This window comes from Tabrizicola sp., from assembly GCF_016792905.1.
Lineage (GTDB): Bacteria > Pseudomonadota > Alphaproteobacteria > Rhodobacterales > Rhodobacteraceae > Tabrizicola.
The window spans coordinates 26,604-41,422 of sequence record NZ_JAEULP010000079.1 but is presented as its reverse complement, the minus strand read 5'-3'; the positions used below and the strand labels follow the sequence as shown (position 1 = coordinate 41,422).

Here is a 14,819-nt window from a genome sequence, read left to right as displayed (position 1 = left end):
TTTTCGTCTGCTGTCTGCCCGGGAGCCTCGCCTGCGATGTCGCATGAAGGGCGCGGTGGATTCGAAGCGACGCGCCGGGTGCGTCCGGCGCATACTCTTCCGGCCGGAAACGCCGATCCTGGAACCCGGTGGTCCCGGCAACCTTGAACTTGTGGTCGACCTCCTGGCACGCGACGCGGCGCAGGTCGCCGGATGGGGCGGGGGAACGGAACGGCGATTTCGCGCAGGTGCCGGACGGGCTTCAGCCCGGAAACCGGGTGATCCTGCATCGCTCGGACCAGGTCGTCGAGGGCGCGAAGATCGCGCCACTTCCGGCCAACGGTCGATCCGCCTCAGCCGAGGTAGGACCAAAGGGCCGCGATCCCGGCAATCAGGAACACCGCGCCCGCACCGACCAGATAGCCCATGTTGTCGGCCAGCAGCCCGCCGCCGCCGACCGTTGGCCGCGTGAGCGGGCGGGACTGGATCACCTGGGGTGCGTCGGTCAGCGCTGCGGGCAGGGGGCCGCCTTCCTCGCCGATGCGAATCCAGTCCAGCCAGTCACCCGCCGACTGTATGCGATCCCTGGGCATCACGCGCACGGCCTTGTCGATCGCCTCAAGGAAACCCGGTGGATAGCCTTCGAACCGGCCGGCAAGCGGCTGATAGGGGTCGCTCTCCCCCTCGGCCACCCGGGCAAGGCGGCGCTGGCTTTCCGGCGGAGGACTGCCGGTGATGACATGGTAGAAGGTCGCGCCAAGGGAGTAGAGGTCGCTCGCCGGGCTTTGTTCGGCACCGGTCAGATAGAACTCTTGCGGCGAGTAGCCTTCCTTGATCACCCGCCGCCCGGTCAGGACACGGGTCGCGCGCATCACCTGCTCGCTGGCGGCGCCGAAGTCGATCAGGATCGGGTTGCCGGTCTTGTCGACCAGGATGTTGTCGGGCGAGATGTCGCGGTGCAGGATGCCGACCTGGTGGATGAATTCCACCGCGCTCAGCATCTTCTTCAGCATGGCAACGACCTGGTCGGGGGTGAAGGCCTGGTCGGTCGAATCCAGGATGTCGTGCAGGTCGCGCCCGTCGATGTAGTCGATGGCCATGTAGGCGGTGTCATTGTCCTCGAACACCTGGTGCACGCCCACGATGTTCGGATGCACGAGGCGGGACAGGCTTTTCGCCTCGGCCAGGAAGCTTTCGACGAAACCGCGGAAATCGCCCTGATGCTTGCGCGAGCGGGCACGGACGAGGCTTGTCGAGCGGCGGCAGAGCGCGTTCGGGAAGCATTCCTTGATGACGACCGTGCGGTCCAGGCTGTCCTTGGCCAGATAGGTGATGCCGAACCCGCCGCTGTTGAGAAAGCCCGAGATGACATAATGCCCGCCCAGAAGCCGCGTGCCGGGCTTCAGATCATCGGCAAAAGCGTCAGGATCAACCCGGTCCAGCTCGGACTCCAGTTGAGCGCTGATCTGTGTCGGACCTTGTGTCACGTTCATTCCTACCGGGCTGGTCACTCATCAAGACAAGGGCACACGCAGCGTCGCGTGGCACATCGTAAACAATCCAACTTTCCCATGGGTAAACTACTTCGGCCTCAGCTCCGGAGTAAAACGTTTCCCAAGGGCTATTGTAGTCCCGGACCGGCCTGCCGCGCAAACTGACAGCACCGACGTACCCCCGCAAGAATCGACCGCATGTGCTCCGGATCCGCCCGACGGTGCGGCAGCGGGGTAGATCGGCTGCGGTAAATGTCTGAATCTGAACGGATTAGTTGCAACCAAAGCGGTTTTGGGTTGCTGTGTTGCAAAATGCAAACTGTGGTAAAAACAACAACGATCCCAGAGGGATGCGTCGTGTTCCTGCCATGTTTCCGCGACATTGACGACCACAGCGCGCAGACTGGCCGCATGACTAAGCCCGGGGTTGAGCAGCCCGATTGCATGAAGCCCGCCAAAAACGATTCGTTGCCCTCATTCGGGCAGCCAGGCTTCTGCGGGGGCGCCAGGGCGCAGAATCTGGAAGCTGCCCGCGGGCAGGGCAAGCCAGTCGCCCTCGGTCCCGTCCGGCCAGATCACGCGCAATTCGGCACTTTCCGCCGCACCCAGCCCGAAATGCAGCCAGCCGACCGATCCCGAGGCATGGCCGCCGCCCGAGGTGATCTCGTGCCGTTCGACCTTGTCGCCGCGCCGAATTTCGACCACTGCGCCGATGGCATCGCGGTTGGTGTCCTCTTGCGCCAGGCGTAGCTCGACCCAAGCCCCCGCCTCGCCGGTCTGCCGCCAGATTTCCGGCCCGGTCCAGCGGTTCTGCACCACAAGGTCCAGCTTCCCGTCGAGGTTCAGGTCGACGATCTGTGCCCCCCGCGCGACATTCATGCTGGCCACGCCAGCCTTGTCCCCCGCTTCGATGAAACTGCCGTCCCCCGCCGCCAGCAGCAGGTTGTTCGGGTCTTTCCCGGCAAAGTCCGGCATCTTGTCGACGTTGCCCTTGGCGACGAACAGGTCCGACAGACCGTCGTTATTCACGTCGGCGAACTGCGCATGCCAGGCGGTCGAGGGGCGAACATCGTCACCCGCGTAGGGCTTGTGCGCGGTGACACCGGATTTCAGGGCGATATCGGCAAAATCGGGTTTGCCGCTGGCCGCATCCTTCAGCACCTGCAGCTTGTTGTCGGCCATCGAGGTCAGGAAATAGTCCGGAAAGCCGTCCAGGTTGACGTCGGCGCTGGCGATCCCCATCCCCCAGATCCGCAGGCGTTTCCAGCCGTCATCCTTTTCCGTGTAAAGCTTCGGCGGCTGGCCAGGTTCCAGGTGCCAGAGCTGTTCCTGCCCGCCCTTGTAGTATTCGCGGTCGTTCGAGACCCGCAGCGACGGATGGCCCGAGCGGTTCCAGTCGGTGAAGAGCATCGAAAGTGCGCAGAAGGATGGCGTCAGCGGGATCGGCGCGCCGAACCTTGTGCCCTCGGGCCCCGGTTCGGGCCGGTGCAGCCAGTTGTCGGTACAGGAGCCCCAGGGGAAGGCATCTTCCTTGCGGTCGATGTAGTTGCCGATGGCCAGTGTCGGCCAGCTCTGCCCCTTCTCCCAGATCGCCGCGAAGGCGGTCGACCAGGCGTCGCCGCCGTCGAAACCCCAGGTCTCGTTCGCCGCTTCGAAGCGGCAGTCGCCCAGGCCGCGCATCAGCTTGTTTTCGCCCTGGCGCAGGACGACAAGGTCCATCACCCCATCGCTGTCCACGTCGAGCGGGTAGGCGCCAAGCACCGCGTCAAAAGTCACGGCGTCGGTCTTCTCGAAGGCCAGCGCCCCGCCAAGCGGGCTGCGGTTCAGGTACAGGGCGGATGGCCCCGCACCACCCGACAGGAACACCTCGGGGAAGCCGTCGCCGGAACAGTCGAAACTCGCGACCCCGCCGCCCGCCATGTATTCCCATTCGCCCTCGTACAGCGTGGACAGACCTGCGGTTTTCGTCTCGTCGGTGAAGACCGGGACGACGGGGTCGGCAAGGGCGGGGGCGGACAGGGCGAGAAGTGCCAGAGCCGGGCGCATCACGCACGGGTCCGCAGCTTGGTGGCATAGGCGGCGATGCAGCGGCCCTGCGCCAGCCCGCCCTCCGAGGAGAAGCGGTAGTGGATGCCGCCATAGACCCGCGACATCGCCGCATCCTCCGCCGCTTGCCAGAAGCTCGTGAAGCTGCGCACTGGCAGGTCGTCGGGCTCATGGGTCGGGTCGTCGAAGGCGAAGTCCTCGCCCAGCATCTGCGTGAGGACAACCGCCGCCGCACCGGAAACCGTGGCATGGCCGGACGGGTATTCCGGGAAGGGCGGCGTGACCAGCAACGTCTCCCATTTCGGGTCGATGTGACGCTTGATGAAGCTGACGGGGCGGATCAGGTTGAACGCGTATTTCGTCTGCCAGCAGCCGATGAAGGCGTCGGCCATCGCCACCCCCAGCACCGCCATCAGGCCCGCCGCGCGGCCTGTGGGCATCGCGTCGCGCTCGATCAGGTAGACCGCGATGGCGATCCAGTGCCCCGGCGGGGTGGACGAGAGCATCGGGTCATCCGACCAGAACCGCGCCGACAGTTTCTGGTCGTCGGTCAGGCCGTTGCCGATGTCGTAGACTTCCTTCGCGGCCTTGAAGAACGCCGAGGCCGGATCCTCGCTGTAGCTCGGGGGGCCGGCAATGGCGCAGGTGTCGCCCGCGGGCATGGCGAAGGTGCGGACCGTGCCCCAGTAGGGCAGCAACGGCGCCTGTTGCAGGGCGATCGTGCTGGTTGGCACCCAGTCGTCCGGCTCGGTGCCCGGCGCATAGTCCAGCGGAAAGCCCATGTTCTCGATCACCGCACCGCCATCGTCCTGTGCCCAGGCCAGGATATGCGCCGCGATCGCCGCGCCATGCGCCACGCTGCGCTCGGCCACCGCCGGGTCGATCCCTTCCATCGCCTTGCGCCCTAGGCTTTCCTCCATCTTTCCCAGGGCGCGCTGCCCGGTCGGGCCGGTGTTGGCAAACAGAGCCTTGGCGGCACTGGCGATCGCGGCGTGCAACACGCAGGCTTCGTCATGAGCGCCCGACTCGCGGGTTGGCGGCGGGGTCAGCGCGTTGATCTGACCTGCGAGCGAGACCATAGCGGGGTTGCCGGTGGCCAGCGCCTCATGCGCGGCGATGCCGATATAGGCGAAGGCCCGGCTGGCGACGGGAGGCGAATAGGTCGCGGTATGGCGCACCAGTTCCAGGATCAGGTTGTACCAGGTGGTGATCGTCTCGCGCTCGACCGCCTGCCGGTCGGCGGCGAACGCCGGGCCCAGCCCGAAGGCCAGCGGCGCGGCAATGGAAAGCCCCAGGACCTGGCGACGGCGCAGCTTCATGGTTCTCTCCCCCTGTGTTGCAACGGTTTTGTCATGCACCCGGTGCGCGCGCAACGAATATTGCTATCCGCGCCCGGTCAGCCAGTTCCCGGCCGCCGCCAGCCGTGACGGACCGGCGCCGGGCCTGTCCTCCTGCCGGTCGGCGGCGTTGAGGAGCGCATACATGCCGTGGACGCCCAGCCAGCGGAAGGGCTCCGGCTCCCAGTCCTTCACCCGGCGGTTGACCCAGGGCAGGTGCGCAAGGTCGGTGTCGCGGCCAAGGGCGAGGTCGGCCAGTGTCCGCCCGGCCAGGTTCGAGGTCGAGACGCCGACGCCGACATAGCCTCCCGCCCAGCCAAGCCCGGTGGCCGGATCAAGCCCGACCGTCGCGCACCAGTCGCGCGGCACGCCCAGGACGCCGCACCAGGCATGGTCGATCCTCGCTGCCCGGGTAGCCGGGAAATGCCGGTGCAGGATCGCCGTCAGCCGCCGGATCGTCTCGGCATCGGGCGCGCCATTGGTGTCGAGGCTGGAGCCGAAACGGTAGGGCACCCCCCGCGCGCCCACGGTGATGCGGCCCTCGCGGGTGCGTTGGCAGTAGCAATAGGCATTGGCGAAATCCCCCACGATCTCCTGACCCTGCCAGCCGATCTGGTCCCAGATCTCCGGCGGCAGCGGTTCGGTCGCGATCTGGGCCGAGTTCATCGGCAGCCATTCCCGCTTGCGTCCCGGCAGTCCTGCGGTGAAGCCTTCGGTGCAGCGCAGGATCACCGGGGCCCGCACCGTCCCGTGGTCGGTCGTGACCATGCCCTTCTCGAACGCCGTGACCGCCGTCCCCTCGACGATCCGCACCCCCAGCCGCTCTACCGCCCTGGCGAGCCCCCGCACCAGCTTCGCCGGCTGCACCCGGGCCACGTTCGTCACCACCATGGCCCCGAGGGCGTCGGGGATGCGGATGCGCTGGGCCAGGTCGGCGGCGTTCATCTCGAACACCCGGCCCTCTTCGCCCCAGTGTCGCCGGTGCGCCACCTCTCCTCGCATCCGCCCGACCTGCGCGGGCTTCGTCGCCACCATCAGCTCGTCCGTGCGCTGGATGTCGGCCTCGATCCCCTCGGCCTCGGCCACGCGGATCACCTCGTCCACCGTGCCGTTCATCGCCTCGACCATCGCGCGGACGGCATGCTCCGAGGATGTCTCCAGATAGCGCGCGTGGTTCCAGGCGAAGCCGCCGGTCAGCCAGCCGCCGTTGCGCCCCGAGGCGCCGAAGCCCGCGAAGTCCTTCTCGATCACCAGAACGTCCAGCGCCGGATTGGCCCGCTTCAGGTAGTAGGCGGTCCAAAGCCCGGTATAGCCCGCCCCGATGATCGCAACATCCGCCGTGGTGTCGCCCGCCAGCGCCGCACGGCGGTAGGGCAGGCCGATGTCGGCATACCAGAAAGAAACGTCCCCGATCCGCATGCGTCCCCCTTTTGGCCCAAAGGGAGACACAGCCCCCGCCGCATTTCAAGGGCCAAGCGGCGTCCTGCCCCGTTGCCAAGGGCCCACTCCCCGCCGATGCTGCGGGAAAAGCAGGGAGCGATACATGCAGGGCTTTTTCGTCACCGGCCCGTTCGACGACGGCGATCCCGTCACCGGGCATTACTATGAGATGGCTTCAAGCGACCCCGCGCGCCCGCAGGTCTGGGGTTATACGGCCGCGCTGTCCTACAAGCCGGGCGACACGCTGCGCCTGCACGCCATGTCGAGCGCGCCCGAGGCGCGGCTTACCATCATCCGTGACGGGCTGACGCCGCAACCTGTGCTGCAAACCACGATTCCCACCCGCTTCGCCCCCACGCCCGCCGATTGTTCGGTCAAGGGCTGCGGCTGGCCCGTCGTCTTCGAGACGGTGATCCCCGGCGACTGGCCGAGCGGCGTCCATGCCATCACCCTGTCCATCGAGGGCCACGAAAGCCGGGGCATGTTCGTCCTGAAACCGGCGAAACCCACGGCGAAGCTTGCCCTGATCCTCGCGACCGGAACCTGGTGCGCCTACAATGACTGGGGCGGGTCGAACCACTATCAGGGCCTGACCGGTCCTTCGGGCGGCGATTTCGCCGGAGAGGTCAGCCTGCTTCGCCCCTGGGCCACGGGCTTCGTCCGCTGGCCCGAAGATGCGCCGCGTATTCCCCATGCATCGCCGCTTCTCAGCCGCCCGCGCTATCCGCACATGGACTATGCCCGCGCGAACGGGATTTCGAAGAAATACGCCTCCTCCGGCTGGGCGGCCTTCGAGCGGCCCTTCGCGCTTTGGTGCGAGGCTCAGGGCATCCCGCTCGATTGTTTCACCCAGCACGACCTGCACGCCGACCCCCAACTCCTCGACGGCTATCCCCGCGCCGTGATCGTCGGCCATGACGAATACTGGACCTGGGAGATGCGCGACCATCTGGAGGCCTGGCTCGACCGCGGCGGCCAACTCGCCCGCTTCGGCGGCAACTTCTTCTGGCAGACCCGGCTCTCCGCCGACCTGACCACCCAGACCTGCTACAAGACCCGGGCCGAGGCGGAGGACCCCTTGGGCGCGACCGACCGGCTGACCAGCTACTGGGACCACCCGCAGGCCCGCCGACCCGCCGTGGCCACTATGGGCCTGACCGGCAGCATGGGCGTCTATGCCGGGTGGAGCCGCTGCGCCGCGCACGGCTCGGGCGGATTCACCGTCTATCGTCCCGACCACTGGTCGCTCAAGGGCACCGGGCTTGGCTATGGCGATGTGCTGGGTGCGTCCTCGAAAATCTTCGGCTACGAGGTGGACGGCATCGACTACGAAACCCGCAAGGGCCTGCCCCACGCCGCCGAGGGCACGGGGCTGGAGGGGGAACTGACCATCGTCGGCCTGTCGCCCGCCACCACGCTGTCGCACCACACCGGCCCGCATGACATGGACTATTTCATCGGCACCCTCGACGCCGAAGAGGTGGCCCAGACCATCTACGGCGAAATCACCCCCGAGACCCTGGGCCTTGCGAGCCGGGGCAATGGCTGCATGGCGGAGTATCGCCGGGGCAGGGGGGCGGTCTACAACGCCGGGTCCTGTGAATGGGTGGCGGGCCTGATCGCGAGGGAGCGCCCGGTCGAGGTGGTGACAAGGAACATCCTGCTGGGCGACTGGGGCTGACGCGACAAAGGTCGGACGACTTGACCAATCCCCTTTTCCCGCGCGGCCCTATCGGCTAGGCCTTCGCCCATGTTGAGCCTGTCCAATCTTTCGGTGGCCCGGGGCGGCGTCACGGTGCTGCGCGGCCTGACCCTCGCCGTCCATCCCGGCCAGGCCCTGATCCTGCGCGGGCCCAACGGGTCAGGCAAGACCACGCTCCTGCGCACGCTCGCGGGCCTGCAACCCCCTGCCGAGGGCAGCTACGACCTGCCCCCCGACAGTGTCGCCTATGCCGCCCATGCCGACGGGCTGAAATCCACCCTGACCGTGACCGAGAACCTCGCCTTCTGGTCCAGCATCTACGGCGGCCCCGGCATCGACCATGCGATGACCGCGCTGAACCTCACTCAGTTGACTCGCCGCCGCGCCGGAGAACTGTCTGCCGGGCAGAAGCGCCGCCTGGGCCTTGCGCGGCTTCTGGTCACGGGCCGCCCGGTCTGGCTGCTGGACGAGCCCACCGTTAGCCTTGACGTCGCTTCGGTCGCGCTCTTCGCCGATGTGGTGCGGGACCATCTGGCGAAGGGCGGCCTGGCCGTCATCGCCACCCATGTCGATCTTGGCCTGCCCGAGGCGACGGTGCTCGACCTCGACCCGCACCGCGCCCGCGATATCCAGAGCACGGGCTTCGACGAGGCTTTCGCATGAAGGCGCTTCTCCTGCGCGACCTGCGGCTTGCCTTCCGCTCGGGCGGCGGCTTCGGGCTCGGGCTCGCGTTCTTCTTCCTCCTCTCCGTCCTGGTGCCGCTCGGCGTCGGCCCCGAAGGCGGGATGCTGGGCCGCATCGCCCCCGGCATCCTTTGGGTTGGCGCGCTCCTTGCCTGCCTCCTTTCGCTCGACCGCATCTTCGCGCTGGACCACGAGGACGGCTCGCTCGACCTTCTCGCCACCGCGCCGATCCCGCTGGAGGCGGTGGTGGCGATCAAGGCGCTGGCGCACTGGCTGGTCACGGGGCTGCCGCTGACCGTCATCGCACCGGGCCTTGCGGTCCTCTTGAACCTGCCTGCGGGCGGCTATTCCTGGCTTGTCCTCACGCTCCTCCTCGGCACCCCGGCGCTCTCGGTGATCGGGGCCTTCGGCGCGGCGATCACCGTGGGCCTGCGCCGGGGCGGCCTCCTCCTCAGCCTCCTCGTCCTCCCGCTCTATGTCCCAACCCTGATCTTCGGCGGTGAGGTCGTGCGGCGCGGGGCGGAAGGCATGGCACTGGCGACCCCGCTCGCGCTCCTCGGTGCGATCAGCCTTGGCGCGGCGGCGCTCCTTCCCTTTGCGGCCGCCAGCGCGATCCGCGTCAATCTGCGCTGAGGTATCGCGCGATGGTGTGTTGAGCGGCAACCCGGAACAGGATAGGCGAACCCCCATGTCGATCTGGGAATATGCGAACCCGAAGAAGTTCATGGAGACCTCGGCCCGGGCCTTGCCCTGGGTGGTGGGGCTGACGCTGGCGCTTCTCGTCACCGGCCTTGTCTGGGGCTTCTTCTTCACGCCGGACGACTACAAGCAGGGCGCGACCGTCAAGATCATCTACCTGCACGTCCCCGCCGCGATGATGGCGATCAATGCCTGGGGGATGATGCTGGTCACATCGCTGGTCTGGATCGTCCGCCGCCACCATGTCTCGGCGCTCGCCGCCAAGGCCGCAGCACCTGTGGGCCTGACCTTCACCCTGATTGCGCTGGTCACGGGGGCGCTCTGGGGCCAGCCGATGTGGGGGACCTGGTGGGCCTGGGACCCGCGGCTGACCTCGTTCCTGATCCTGACGCTGTTCTATTTCGGCTACATGGCGCTGTGGTCGGCGATCGAGGACCCGGATACCGCGGCCGACCTGACCTCGATCCTTTGCCTTGTCGGGTCGGTCTTTGCGCTCCTTTCCCGCTATGCGGTGCTGTTCTGGAACCAAGGGCTGCATCAGGGGGCGTCGCTGTCGATGGACGAGAAGGAGAACGTGGCGGATGTGTTCTGGCTGCCGCTTCTGGTCTGCATCGCGGGGTTCATCCTTCTGTTCGTGACCATGGTCCTGCTGCGGACGCGGACGGAAATCCGCTCGCGGCGGCTGAAGGCGCTTCTGGCGCGGGAAAGGGTGGCGTGATGCCGGACTTGGGGAAATACGCGGGGGCGGTGCTGGGGTCCTATCTGGCGACGGCCCTTCTGATCGCGGCGCTGGTCGGGCTGACGCTCTGGCAGTCGGCGCGGATGAAACGGGCGCTGGCCGAGGTCGAGGCGCGGCAGGGGAAGACGGATGGCTAGATGGCTGATGGTCGTGCCGCCGGTCCTCTTCGCGGGGCTGGCGGGGTTGTTCTACGCGGGGATGTACCGGGAGAACCCGGGTGAGCTGAAGTCGGTCTTCGTCGGCCATCCGGCGCCTGCGCTGCCCCTGACCACGCTGCCCGGCATTCCGGGCCTGTCGGATGCCGAGCTGAAGACCGGCAAGGTGACGGTGGTCAATTTCTGGGCCACCTGGTGCCCGCCCTGCCGGGCCGAGCATCCGGTCCTGAAACAGATGGCCGCCGACGGGGTGCGGGTGGGCGGCGTCAACATCATGGATGACGACGCGAAGGCGGTGGAATACCTGGCCGAGGAGGGCAACCCGTTCCTCGGCGTCGCGACCGACCCGAACGGGCGGAACCGGGTGGAATGGGGGGTCACGGCCCCGCCGGAGACCTTCATCGTGGGCGGCGACGGGACCGTCCTTTTCCGCTTCGTCGGGCCGCTTGTCGGGACCGATTACGAGACCCGTTTCGTGCCGGAACTTGAGAAGGCGCTGGACGGGCAGAAGTGATGTCCACGGTGGACAGATTTTTGGACCCAAGGAAATCAATGGGATATCCGCGGACGTTCAGATTTTCTTAACACCTCGATGGTGGGTCAACCTGCGTCTTTCGGCGCAGAACGACCCACCCTACGAGTCGCGACCGGTCCCGTCACAGCAGCGCAAGGGCAGCGAGGAAGACCAGAGCGGCGAGGACAGTCATGTCGATGGCGGCAGTGCCCGGCGGCGCCCGCCTGACAGATTGCGGGGCTTGCGGGCGAAGCGGCGGGAAGCGGTCGGACATGTTCGGCGCCTTCTGGCTGGGGTGTCGTCAGACTGCGCGCGAAGACAAGAACAAAAGGTGAAGGCCCAGGGGTTGCCCGGGCCCTCGGTCGAAACAATCCGTTTCCGAAATCAGGACGCCGCGAGGTTCCGCAGGACGTAGTGCAGGACGCCACCGTTCTCGACATATTCGATCTCGATGGCGGTATCGATCCGGCACTTGATCTGGATCGTCTTCTCGGTCCCGTCCGAGTAACGGATGGTGCAGGGGACAAGGCTCAGCGGCTTCAGGTCGCCCTCAAGGCCGCCGATGCTGACCACTTCGTCGCCTTTCAGGCCCAGCGACTTGCGGGTGTCGCCGCCGGTGAACTCGAACGGGATCACGCCCATGCCGACAAGGTTGGAGCGGTGGATACGCTCGAAGGATTCGGCGATCACGGCCTTGACGCCCAGAAGTGCCGTGCCCTTGGCGGCCCAGTCGCGGGACGACCCTGCACCGTATTCGATGCCGCCGAAGATCACCAAGGGCGTGCCGACCGCCTGATAGGCCATCGAGGCGTCGTAGATACTGGTCTGCACTCCGTCCGGCCCTCTGGTGTAGCCGCCTTCCACGCCGTCCAGCATCTCGTTCCTGATGCGGATGTTGGCGAAAGTGCCGCGCATCATCACCTCATGGTTGCCGCGCCGGGCACCGTAGGAGTTGAACTCGCTGACCGGAACCTGCCGTTCGGTCAGATACTTGCCGGCCGGAGTTGAAGCTTTGAACGAACCGGCAGGCGAGATGTGGTCGGTGGTGATCATGTCGCCCAGAAGCGCCAGCACCCGGGCGCCGGTGATGTTGGAAATCGTGCCCGGCGTCTTCGACATGCCCTGGAAATAGGGCGGGTTCTGGATATAGGTCGAGGTCGGCGGCCAGTCATAGGTTTCGGAATCCGTCACCTTGACGCCCTGCCACTTGGCGTCGCCCTTGAACACGTCGGCGTATTTCTTCTGGAACGCCGCGCGGGTGACGGTCTTGGCCACCAGATCGGCGATCTCCTTGTTGGAGGGCCAGATATCCTTGAGGAAGACCGCCGTGCCATCCTTTCCGGTGCCGATTGGGTCGTTGGCGAGGTCGATGTTCATGTTGCCGGCCAGCGCATAGGCCACGACCAGCGGCGGCGAGGCGAGGTAGTTCGCCCGAACATCGGGAGAAATCCGCCCCTCGAAGTTGCGGTTGCCCGACAGGACGGCGGCGGCGACGAGGTCATGCTCGTTGATCGCCTTGGAAATCTCGGGCTGAAGGGGACCGGAGTTGCCGATGCAGGTGGTGCAGCCATAGCCGACAAGGTTGAAGCCGATGGCGTCGAGGTCTTCCTGAAGGCCGGCGGCCTCGAGGTATTCCGAAACGACCTGCGATCCGGGGGCGAGCGAGGTCTTAACCCAGGGTTTGCGGTTCAGCCCCAGCGCGCGGGCCTTGCGCGCCACCAGACCGGCGCCGATCATCACATAGGGGTTCGAGGTGTTGGTGCAGGAGGTGATCGAGGCGATCACGACCGATCCGTCGCCCAGCGTGTAGTCCTGGCCTTCGACCGCCGTCGTCTTGCGCGGATCGCGCGCCATCACCGCGGCGCCGCCTTCATCCGCCATTGCGCGGGCATCGGCCGAGACATCGAGCCCGCGATAGTCGCAGACGGTCTTGTAGAAGTTGCGCGCGGCATCCGGCAGGGGGAGGTAATCCTGCGGGCGTTTCGGGCCGGAAATGGCCGGGACGATGGTGCCCATGTCGAGGTGCAGGGTCGAGGTGTAGACCGGATCGTAAGCCTCGTCCCGCCACATGCCGTTGGCCTTGGCATAGGCCTCGACCAGGGCAATGCGGGATTCGTCGCGGCCGGACATGTGCAGGTAGCGGAGCGTCTCGGCGTCGATCGGGAAGAAGCCGCAGGTGGCGCCGTATTCGGGGGCCATGTTGGCGATGGTGGCGCGGTCGGCCAGGGGCAGGCGGTCCAGCCCCTCGCCGTAGAATTCGACGAACTTGTTCACCACGCCATGCTTGCGCAGCATCTGCACGACTTTCAGCACAAGGTCGGTGGCGGTGGTGCCTTCGACCATTGCGCCGGTCAGCTTGAAGCCGACAACCTCGGGGATCAGCATCGACACGGGTTGCCCCAGCATCGCGGCTTCGGCCTCGATCCCGCCGACGCCCCAGCCGAGGACGGCAAGGCCGTTGACCATGGTCGTATGGCTGTCGGTGCCGACCAGCGTGTCGGGGTAGGCGACGGGCTGGCCATCCTGATCGGTGTCGGTCCAGACGGTCTGGGCCAGGTATTCCAGGTTCACCTGATGGCAGATGCCGGTGCCGGGCGGCACGACGCGGAAGTTGTTGAAGGCGCTTTGTCCCCATTTCAGGAAGACGTAACGCTCCATGTTCCGCTCATATTCGCGGTCGACGTTCATCTGGAAGGCGCGGGGATTGCCGAATTCGTCGATCATCACCGAATGGTCGATCACGAGGTCAACGGGGGCCAGCGGATTGATCTTCTGGGCATTGCCGCCAAGGCCCTTGATCCCGTCACGCATCGCCGCCAGGTCGACGACCGCCGGAACGCCGGTGAAATCCTGCATCAGCACGCGGGCCGGACGGTAGGCGATCTCGATCGGGTTCTGGCCGCCGTTCTTGCCCCAGGTCGAGAAGGCCTTGATGTCGTCGACCGTGACGGTCTTGCCATCCTCGAAGCGCAGCATGTTTTCCAGGACGACCTTCAGCGAGGCGGGAAGCTTGGCGAAATTGCCCAGGCCCGCGGCCTCGGCTGCCGGGATGGAATAGTAGCTGACCGTCTGTCCCCCGGCTGTCAGGGTCTTGCGGGTCTTGGAAAGGTCATGTCCGACGGTGACGGTCATATCGTGGCTCCCAGTAAGGAAAGGCGGCTGCTGCGCGCGTTGTATACCATTGTATGCCGAATATCCAGCCCCTCGGCGTGGCTTTCATACGACAGATGACAGCTCTCTCGCAAAACCTTGATTGGCTCGTGCGTTTTGGCATCCCTATAACAGCGGAGGGGACCAAGGATCAGGATACGCGACATGCGACATTTCGTCAGCGCCGCTTGCGGCCTCTGGCTGGCGGCCACGGCACAGGTCCAGGCCGAGCCGGTGGTGGTGGTGGAACTCTTCACCTCGCAAGGCTGTTCCTCATGCCCGCCCGCCGATGAGTTCCTGGCGATGCTGGCCTCCGACCCCCGCATCCTGCCATTGGCGCTGCATGTCGACTACTGGGACTACATCGGCTGGGAAGACCATTTCGCTCAAGGGAAGTTCACCGACCGCCAGCGTGACTATGCCAAGGCGGCGGGGTCGCGGACGATCTACACGCCGCAGCTGATCATCGGCGGGGTGGACCGAATCGAGGGCTACGCGCCGGAGGAAACCGCCGAGCGGCTGCGCGACCATCTGGCGGCGGGCACGCCGGTCCGGCTGACGGTGACGCGCGAGGGCGACAGGCTGGTGATCCGGGCCGAGGCCGATCCGCCGCTGACCGAGCCGGTTCGGGTGCAGCTCGTGCGCTACAACCCCGAGGAAACGGTGACGATCGAGCGCGGCGAGAATGCGGGGAAGACCATCACCTATCGCAACATCGTCACCTCGTGGGAGCGGCTGGAGGATTGGGGCGGCACGGCTCCGCTGGAAGTGACCGCGCCCTATCCCGGAGACGAGCCGGGCGCGGTGATCGTGCAGACGGCCGGGCCGGCCGAGATCCTGGCGGCGGCGCGGGTGGACTGAACGGCCGGTCTGGCAGGGTGC

General features: G+C 66.6%; 13 protein-coding genes. 7 read left to right on the top strand and 6 right to left on the bottom strand.

Annotated elements, in window-relative coordinates; all coding sequences use genetic code 11:
- Positions 1-332 precede the first annotated feature (332 nt).
- The 4 genes from JNL31_RS16715 to JNL31_RS16700 all read right to left on the bottom strand — a co-directional run bounded on the left by JNL31_RS16715 (position 333) and on the right by JNL31_RS16700 (position 6,274).
- Positions 333-1,472, bottom strand: coding sequence for a serine/threonine-protein kinase (locus JNL31_RS16715; RefSeq protein WP_294975701.1), 1,140 nt, complete (start codon positions 1,470-1,472; stop codon positions 333-335).
- Between the two features lie 474 nt (positions 1,473-1,946).
- Positions 1,947-3,518 carry a CRTAC1 family protein gene (locus JNL31_RS16710; RefSeq protein ID WP_294975699.1) on the bottom strand — a complete coding sequence of 524 codons (1,572 nt, stop codon included), beginning with the start codon at positions 3,516-3,518 and terminating at the stop codon, positions 1,947-1,949.
- Positions 3,518-4,837 carry a vanadium-dependent haloperoxidase gene (locus tag JNL31_RS16705; RefSeq protein WP_294975697.1) on the bottom strand — a complete coding sequence of 440 codons (1,320 nt, stop codon included), beginning with the start codon at positions 4,835-4,837 and terminating at the stop codon, positions 3,518-3,520. The genes JNL31_RS16710 and JNL31_RS16705 overlap by 1 nt, the downstream gene beginning before the upstream one ends.
- A 63-nt stretch (positions 4,838-4,900) precedes the next feature.
- Positions 4,901-6,274: an FAD-binding oxidoreductase gene (locus tag JNL31_RS16700; RefSeq protein ID WP_294975695.1), complete on the bottom strand. Its 1,374-nt coding sequence runs from the start codon at positions 6,272-6,274 to the stop codon at positions 4,901-4,903.
- 124 nt (positions 6,275-6,398) lie between these two features.
- Here JNL31_RS16700 and JNL31_RS16695 point away from each other — a divergent pair, with 124 nt between their 5' ends.
- From JNL31_RS16695 to JNL31_RS16670, 6 genes are all read left to right on the top strand, one after another.
- Positions 6,399-7,976: a N,N-dimethylformamidase beta subunit family domain-containing protein gene (locus JNL31_RS16695; RefSeq protein ID WP_294975692.1), complete on the top strand. Its 1,578-nt coding sequence runs from the start codon at positions 6,399-6,401 to the stop codon at positions 7,974-7,976.
- A 69-nt stretch (positions 7,977-8,045) separates the two neighbouring features.
- Positions 8,046-8,660, top strand: a complete 615-nt coding sequence (ccmA, locus tag JNL31_RS16690; RefSeq protein ID WP_294975690.1) for a heme ABC exporter ATP-binding protein CcmA — start codon at positions 8,046-8,048, stop codon at positions 8,658-8,660.
- Positions 8,657-9,313 carry a heme exporter protein CcmB gene (gene ccmB / locus JNL31_RS16685; RefSeq protein ID WP_294975687.1) on the top strand — a complete coding sequence of 219 codons (657 nt, stop codon included), beginning with the start codon at positions 8,657-8,659 and terminating at the stop codon, positions 9,311-9,313. Before ccmA ends, ccmB begins: the two co-directional genes overlap by 4 nt.
- A gap of 55 nt (positions 9,314-9,368) precedes the next feature.
- Positions 9,369-10,097 (top strand): heme ABC transporter permease, encoded by a 729-nt coding sequence (locus JNL31_RS16680; RefSeq protein ID WP_294975686.1) that lies wholly within the window; start codon positions 9,369-9,371, stop codon positions 10,095-10,097.
- Complete coding sequence (gene ccmD / locus JNL31_RS16675; RefSeq protein ID WP_294975684.1) at positions 10,094-10,255, top strand: heme exporter protein CcmD; 162 nt, start codon at positions 10,094-10,096, stop codon at positions 10,253-10,255. Before JNL31_RS16680 ends, ccmD begins: the two co-directional genes overlap by 4 nt.
- Entirely contained in the window at positions 10,248-10,787 is a 540-nt protein-coding gene (locus JNL31_RS16670) for a DsbE family thiol:disulfide interchange protein (RefSeq protein ID WP_294975681.1), read from the top strand. Before ccmD ends, JNL31_RS16670 begins: the two co-directional genes overlap by 8 nt.
- A 142-nt stretch (positions 10,788-10,929) precedes the next feature.
- Here the strand turns inward: JNL31_RS16670 and JNL31_RS16665 are convergent, their stop codons facing one another.
- Complete coding sequence (locus JNL31_RS16665) at positions 10,930-11,061, bottom strand: hypothetical protein (protein ID WP_294975679.1); 132 nt, start codon at positions 11,059-11,061, stop codon at positions 10,930-10,932.
- A gap of 110 nt (positions 11,062-11,171) precedes the next feature.
- Positions 11,172-13,919, bottom strand: coding sequence for an aconitate hydratase AcnA (acnA, locus tag JNL31_RS16660; RefSeq protein ID WP_294975676.1), 2,748 nt, complete (start codon positions 13,917-13,919; stop codon positions 11,172-11,174).
- Positions 13,920-14,102: 183 nt separating this feature from the next.
- Here acnA and JNL31_RS16655 point away from each other — a divergent pair, with 183 nt between their 5' ends.
- Positions 14,103-14,798, top strand: a complete 696-nt coding sequence (locus JNL31_RS16655; protein ID WP_294975673.1) for a thioredoxin family protein — start codon at positions 14,103-14,105, stop codon at positions 14,796-14,798.
- Positions 14,799-14,819: the final 21 nt, after the last annotated feature.

Bases quoted from the DNA above. Each gene is read 5' to 3' on its own strand.
- JNL31_RS16710 (WP_294975699.1), bottom strand. From the start codon at position 3,518: ATGCGCCCGGCTCTGGCACTTCTCGCCCTGTCCGCCCCCGCCCTTGCC.
- JNL31_RS16680 (WP_294975686.1), top strand. From the start codon at position 9,369: ATGTCGATCTGGGAATATGCGAACCCGAAGAAGTTCATGGAGACCTCG.
- JNL31_RS16700 (WP_294975695.1), bottom strand. From the start codon at position 6,274: ATGCGGATCGGGGACGTTTCTTTCTGGTATGCCGACATCGGCCTGCCC.
- JNL31_RS16695 (WP_294975692.1), top strand. From the start codon at position 6,399: ATGCAGGGCTTTTTCGTCACCGGCCCGTTCGACGACGGCGATCCCGTC.
- ccmB (WP_294975687.1), top strand. From the start codon at position 8,657: ATGAAGGCGCTTCTCCTGCGCGACCTGCGGCTTGCCTTCCGCTCGGGC.
- JNL31_RS16665 (WP_294975679.1), bottom strand. From the start codon at position 11,061: ATGTCCGACCGCTTCCCGCCGCTTCGCCCGCAAGCCCCGCAATCTGTC.
- JNL31_RS16705 (WP_294975697.1), bottom strand. From the start codon at position 4,837: ATGAAGCTGCGCCGTCGCCAGGTCCTGGGGCTTTCCATTGCCGCGCCG.
- ccmA (WP_294975690.1), top strand. From the start codon at position 8,046: ATGTTGAGCCTGTCCAATCTTTCGGTGGCCCGGGGCGGCGTCACGGTG.
- JNL31_RS16670 (WP_294975681.1), top strand. From the start codon at position 10,248: ATGGCTAGATGGCTGATGGTCGTGCCGCCGGTCCTCTTCGCGGGGCTG.
- JNL31_RS16655 (WP_294975673.1), top strand. From the start codon at position 14,103: ATGCGACATTTCGTCAGCGCCGCTTGCGGCCTCTGGCTGGCGGCCACG.
- acnA (WP_294975676.1), bottom strand. From the start codon at position 13,919: ATGACCGTCACCGTCGGACATGACCTTTCCAAGACCCGCAAGACCCTG.
- JNL31_RS16715 (WP_294975701.1), bottom strand. From the start codon at position 1,472: ATGAACGTGACACAAGGTCCGACACAGATCAGCGCTCAACTGGAGTCC.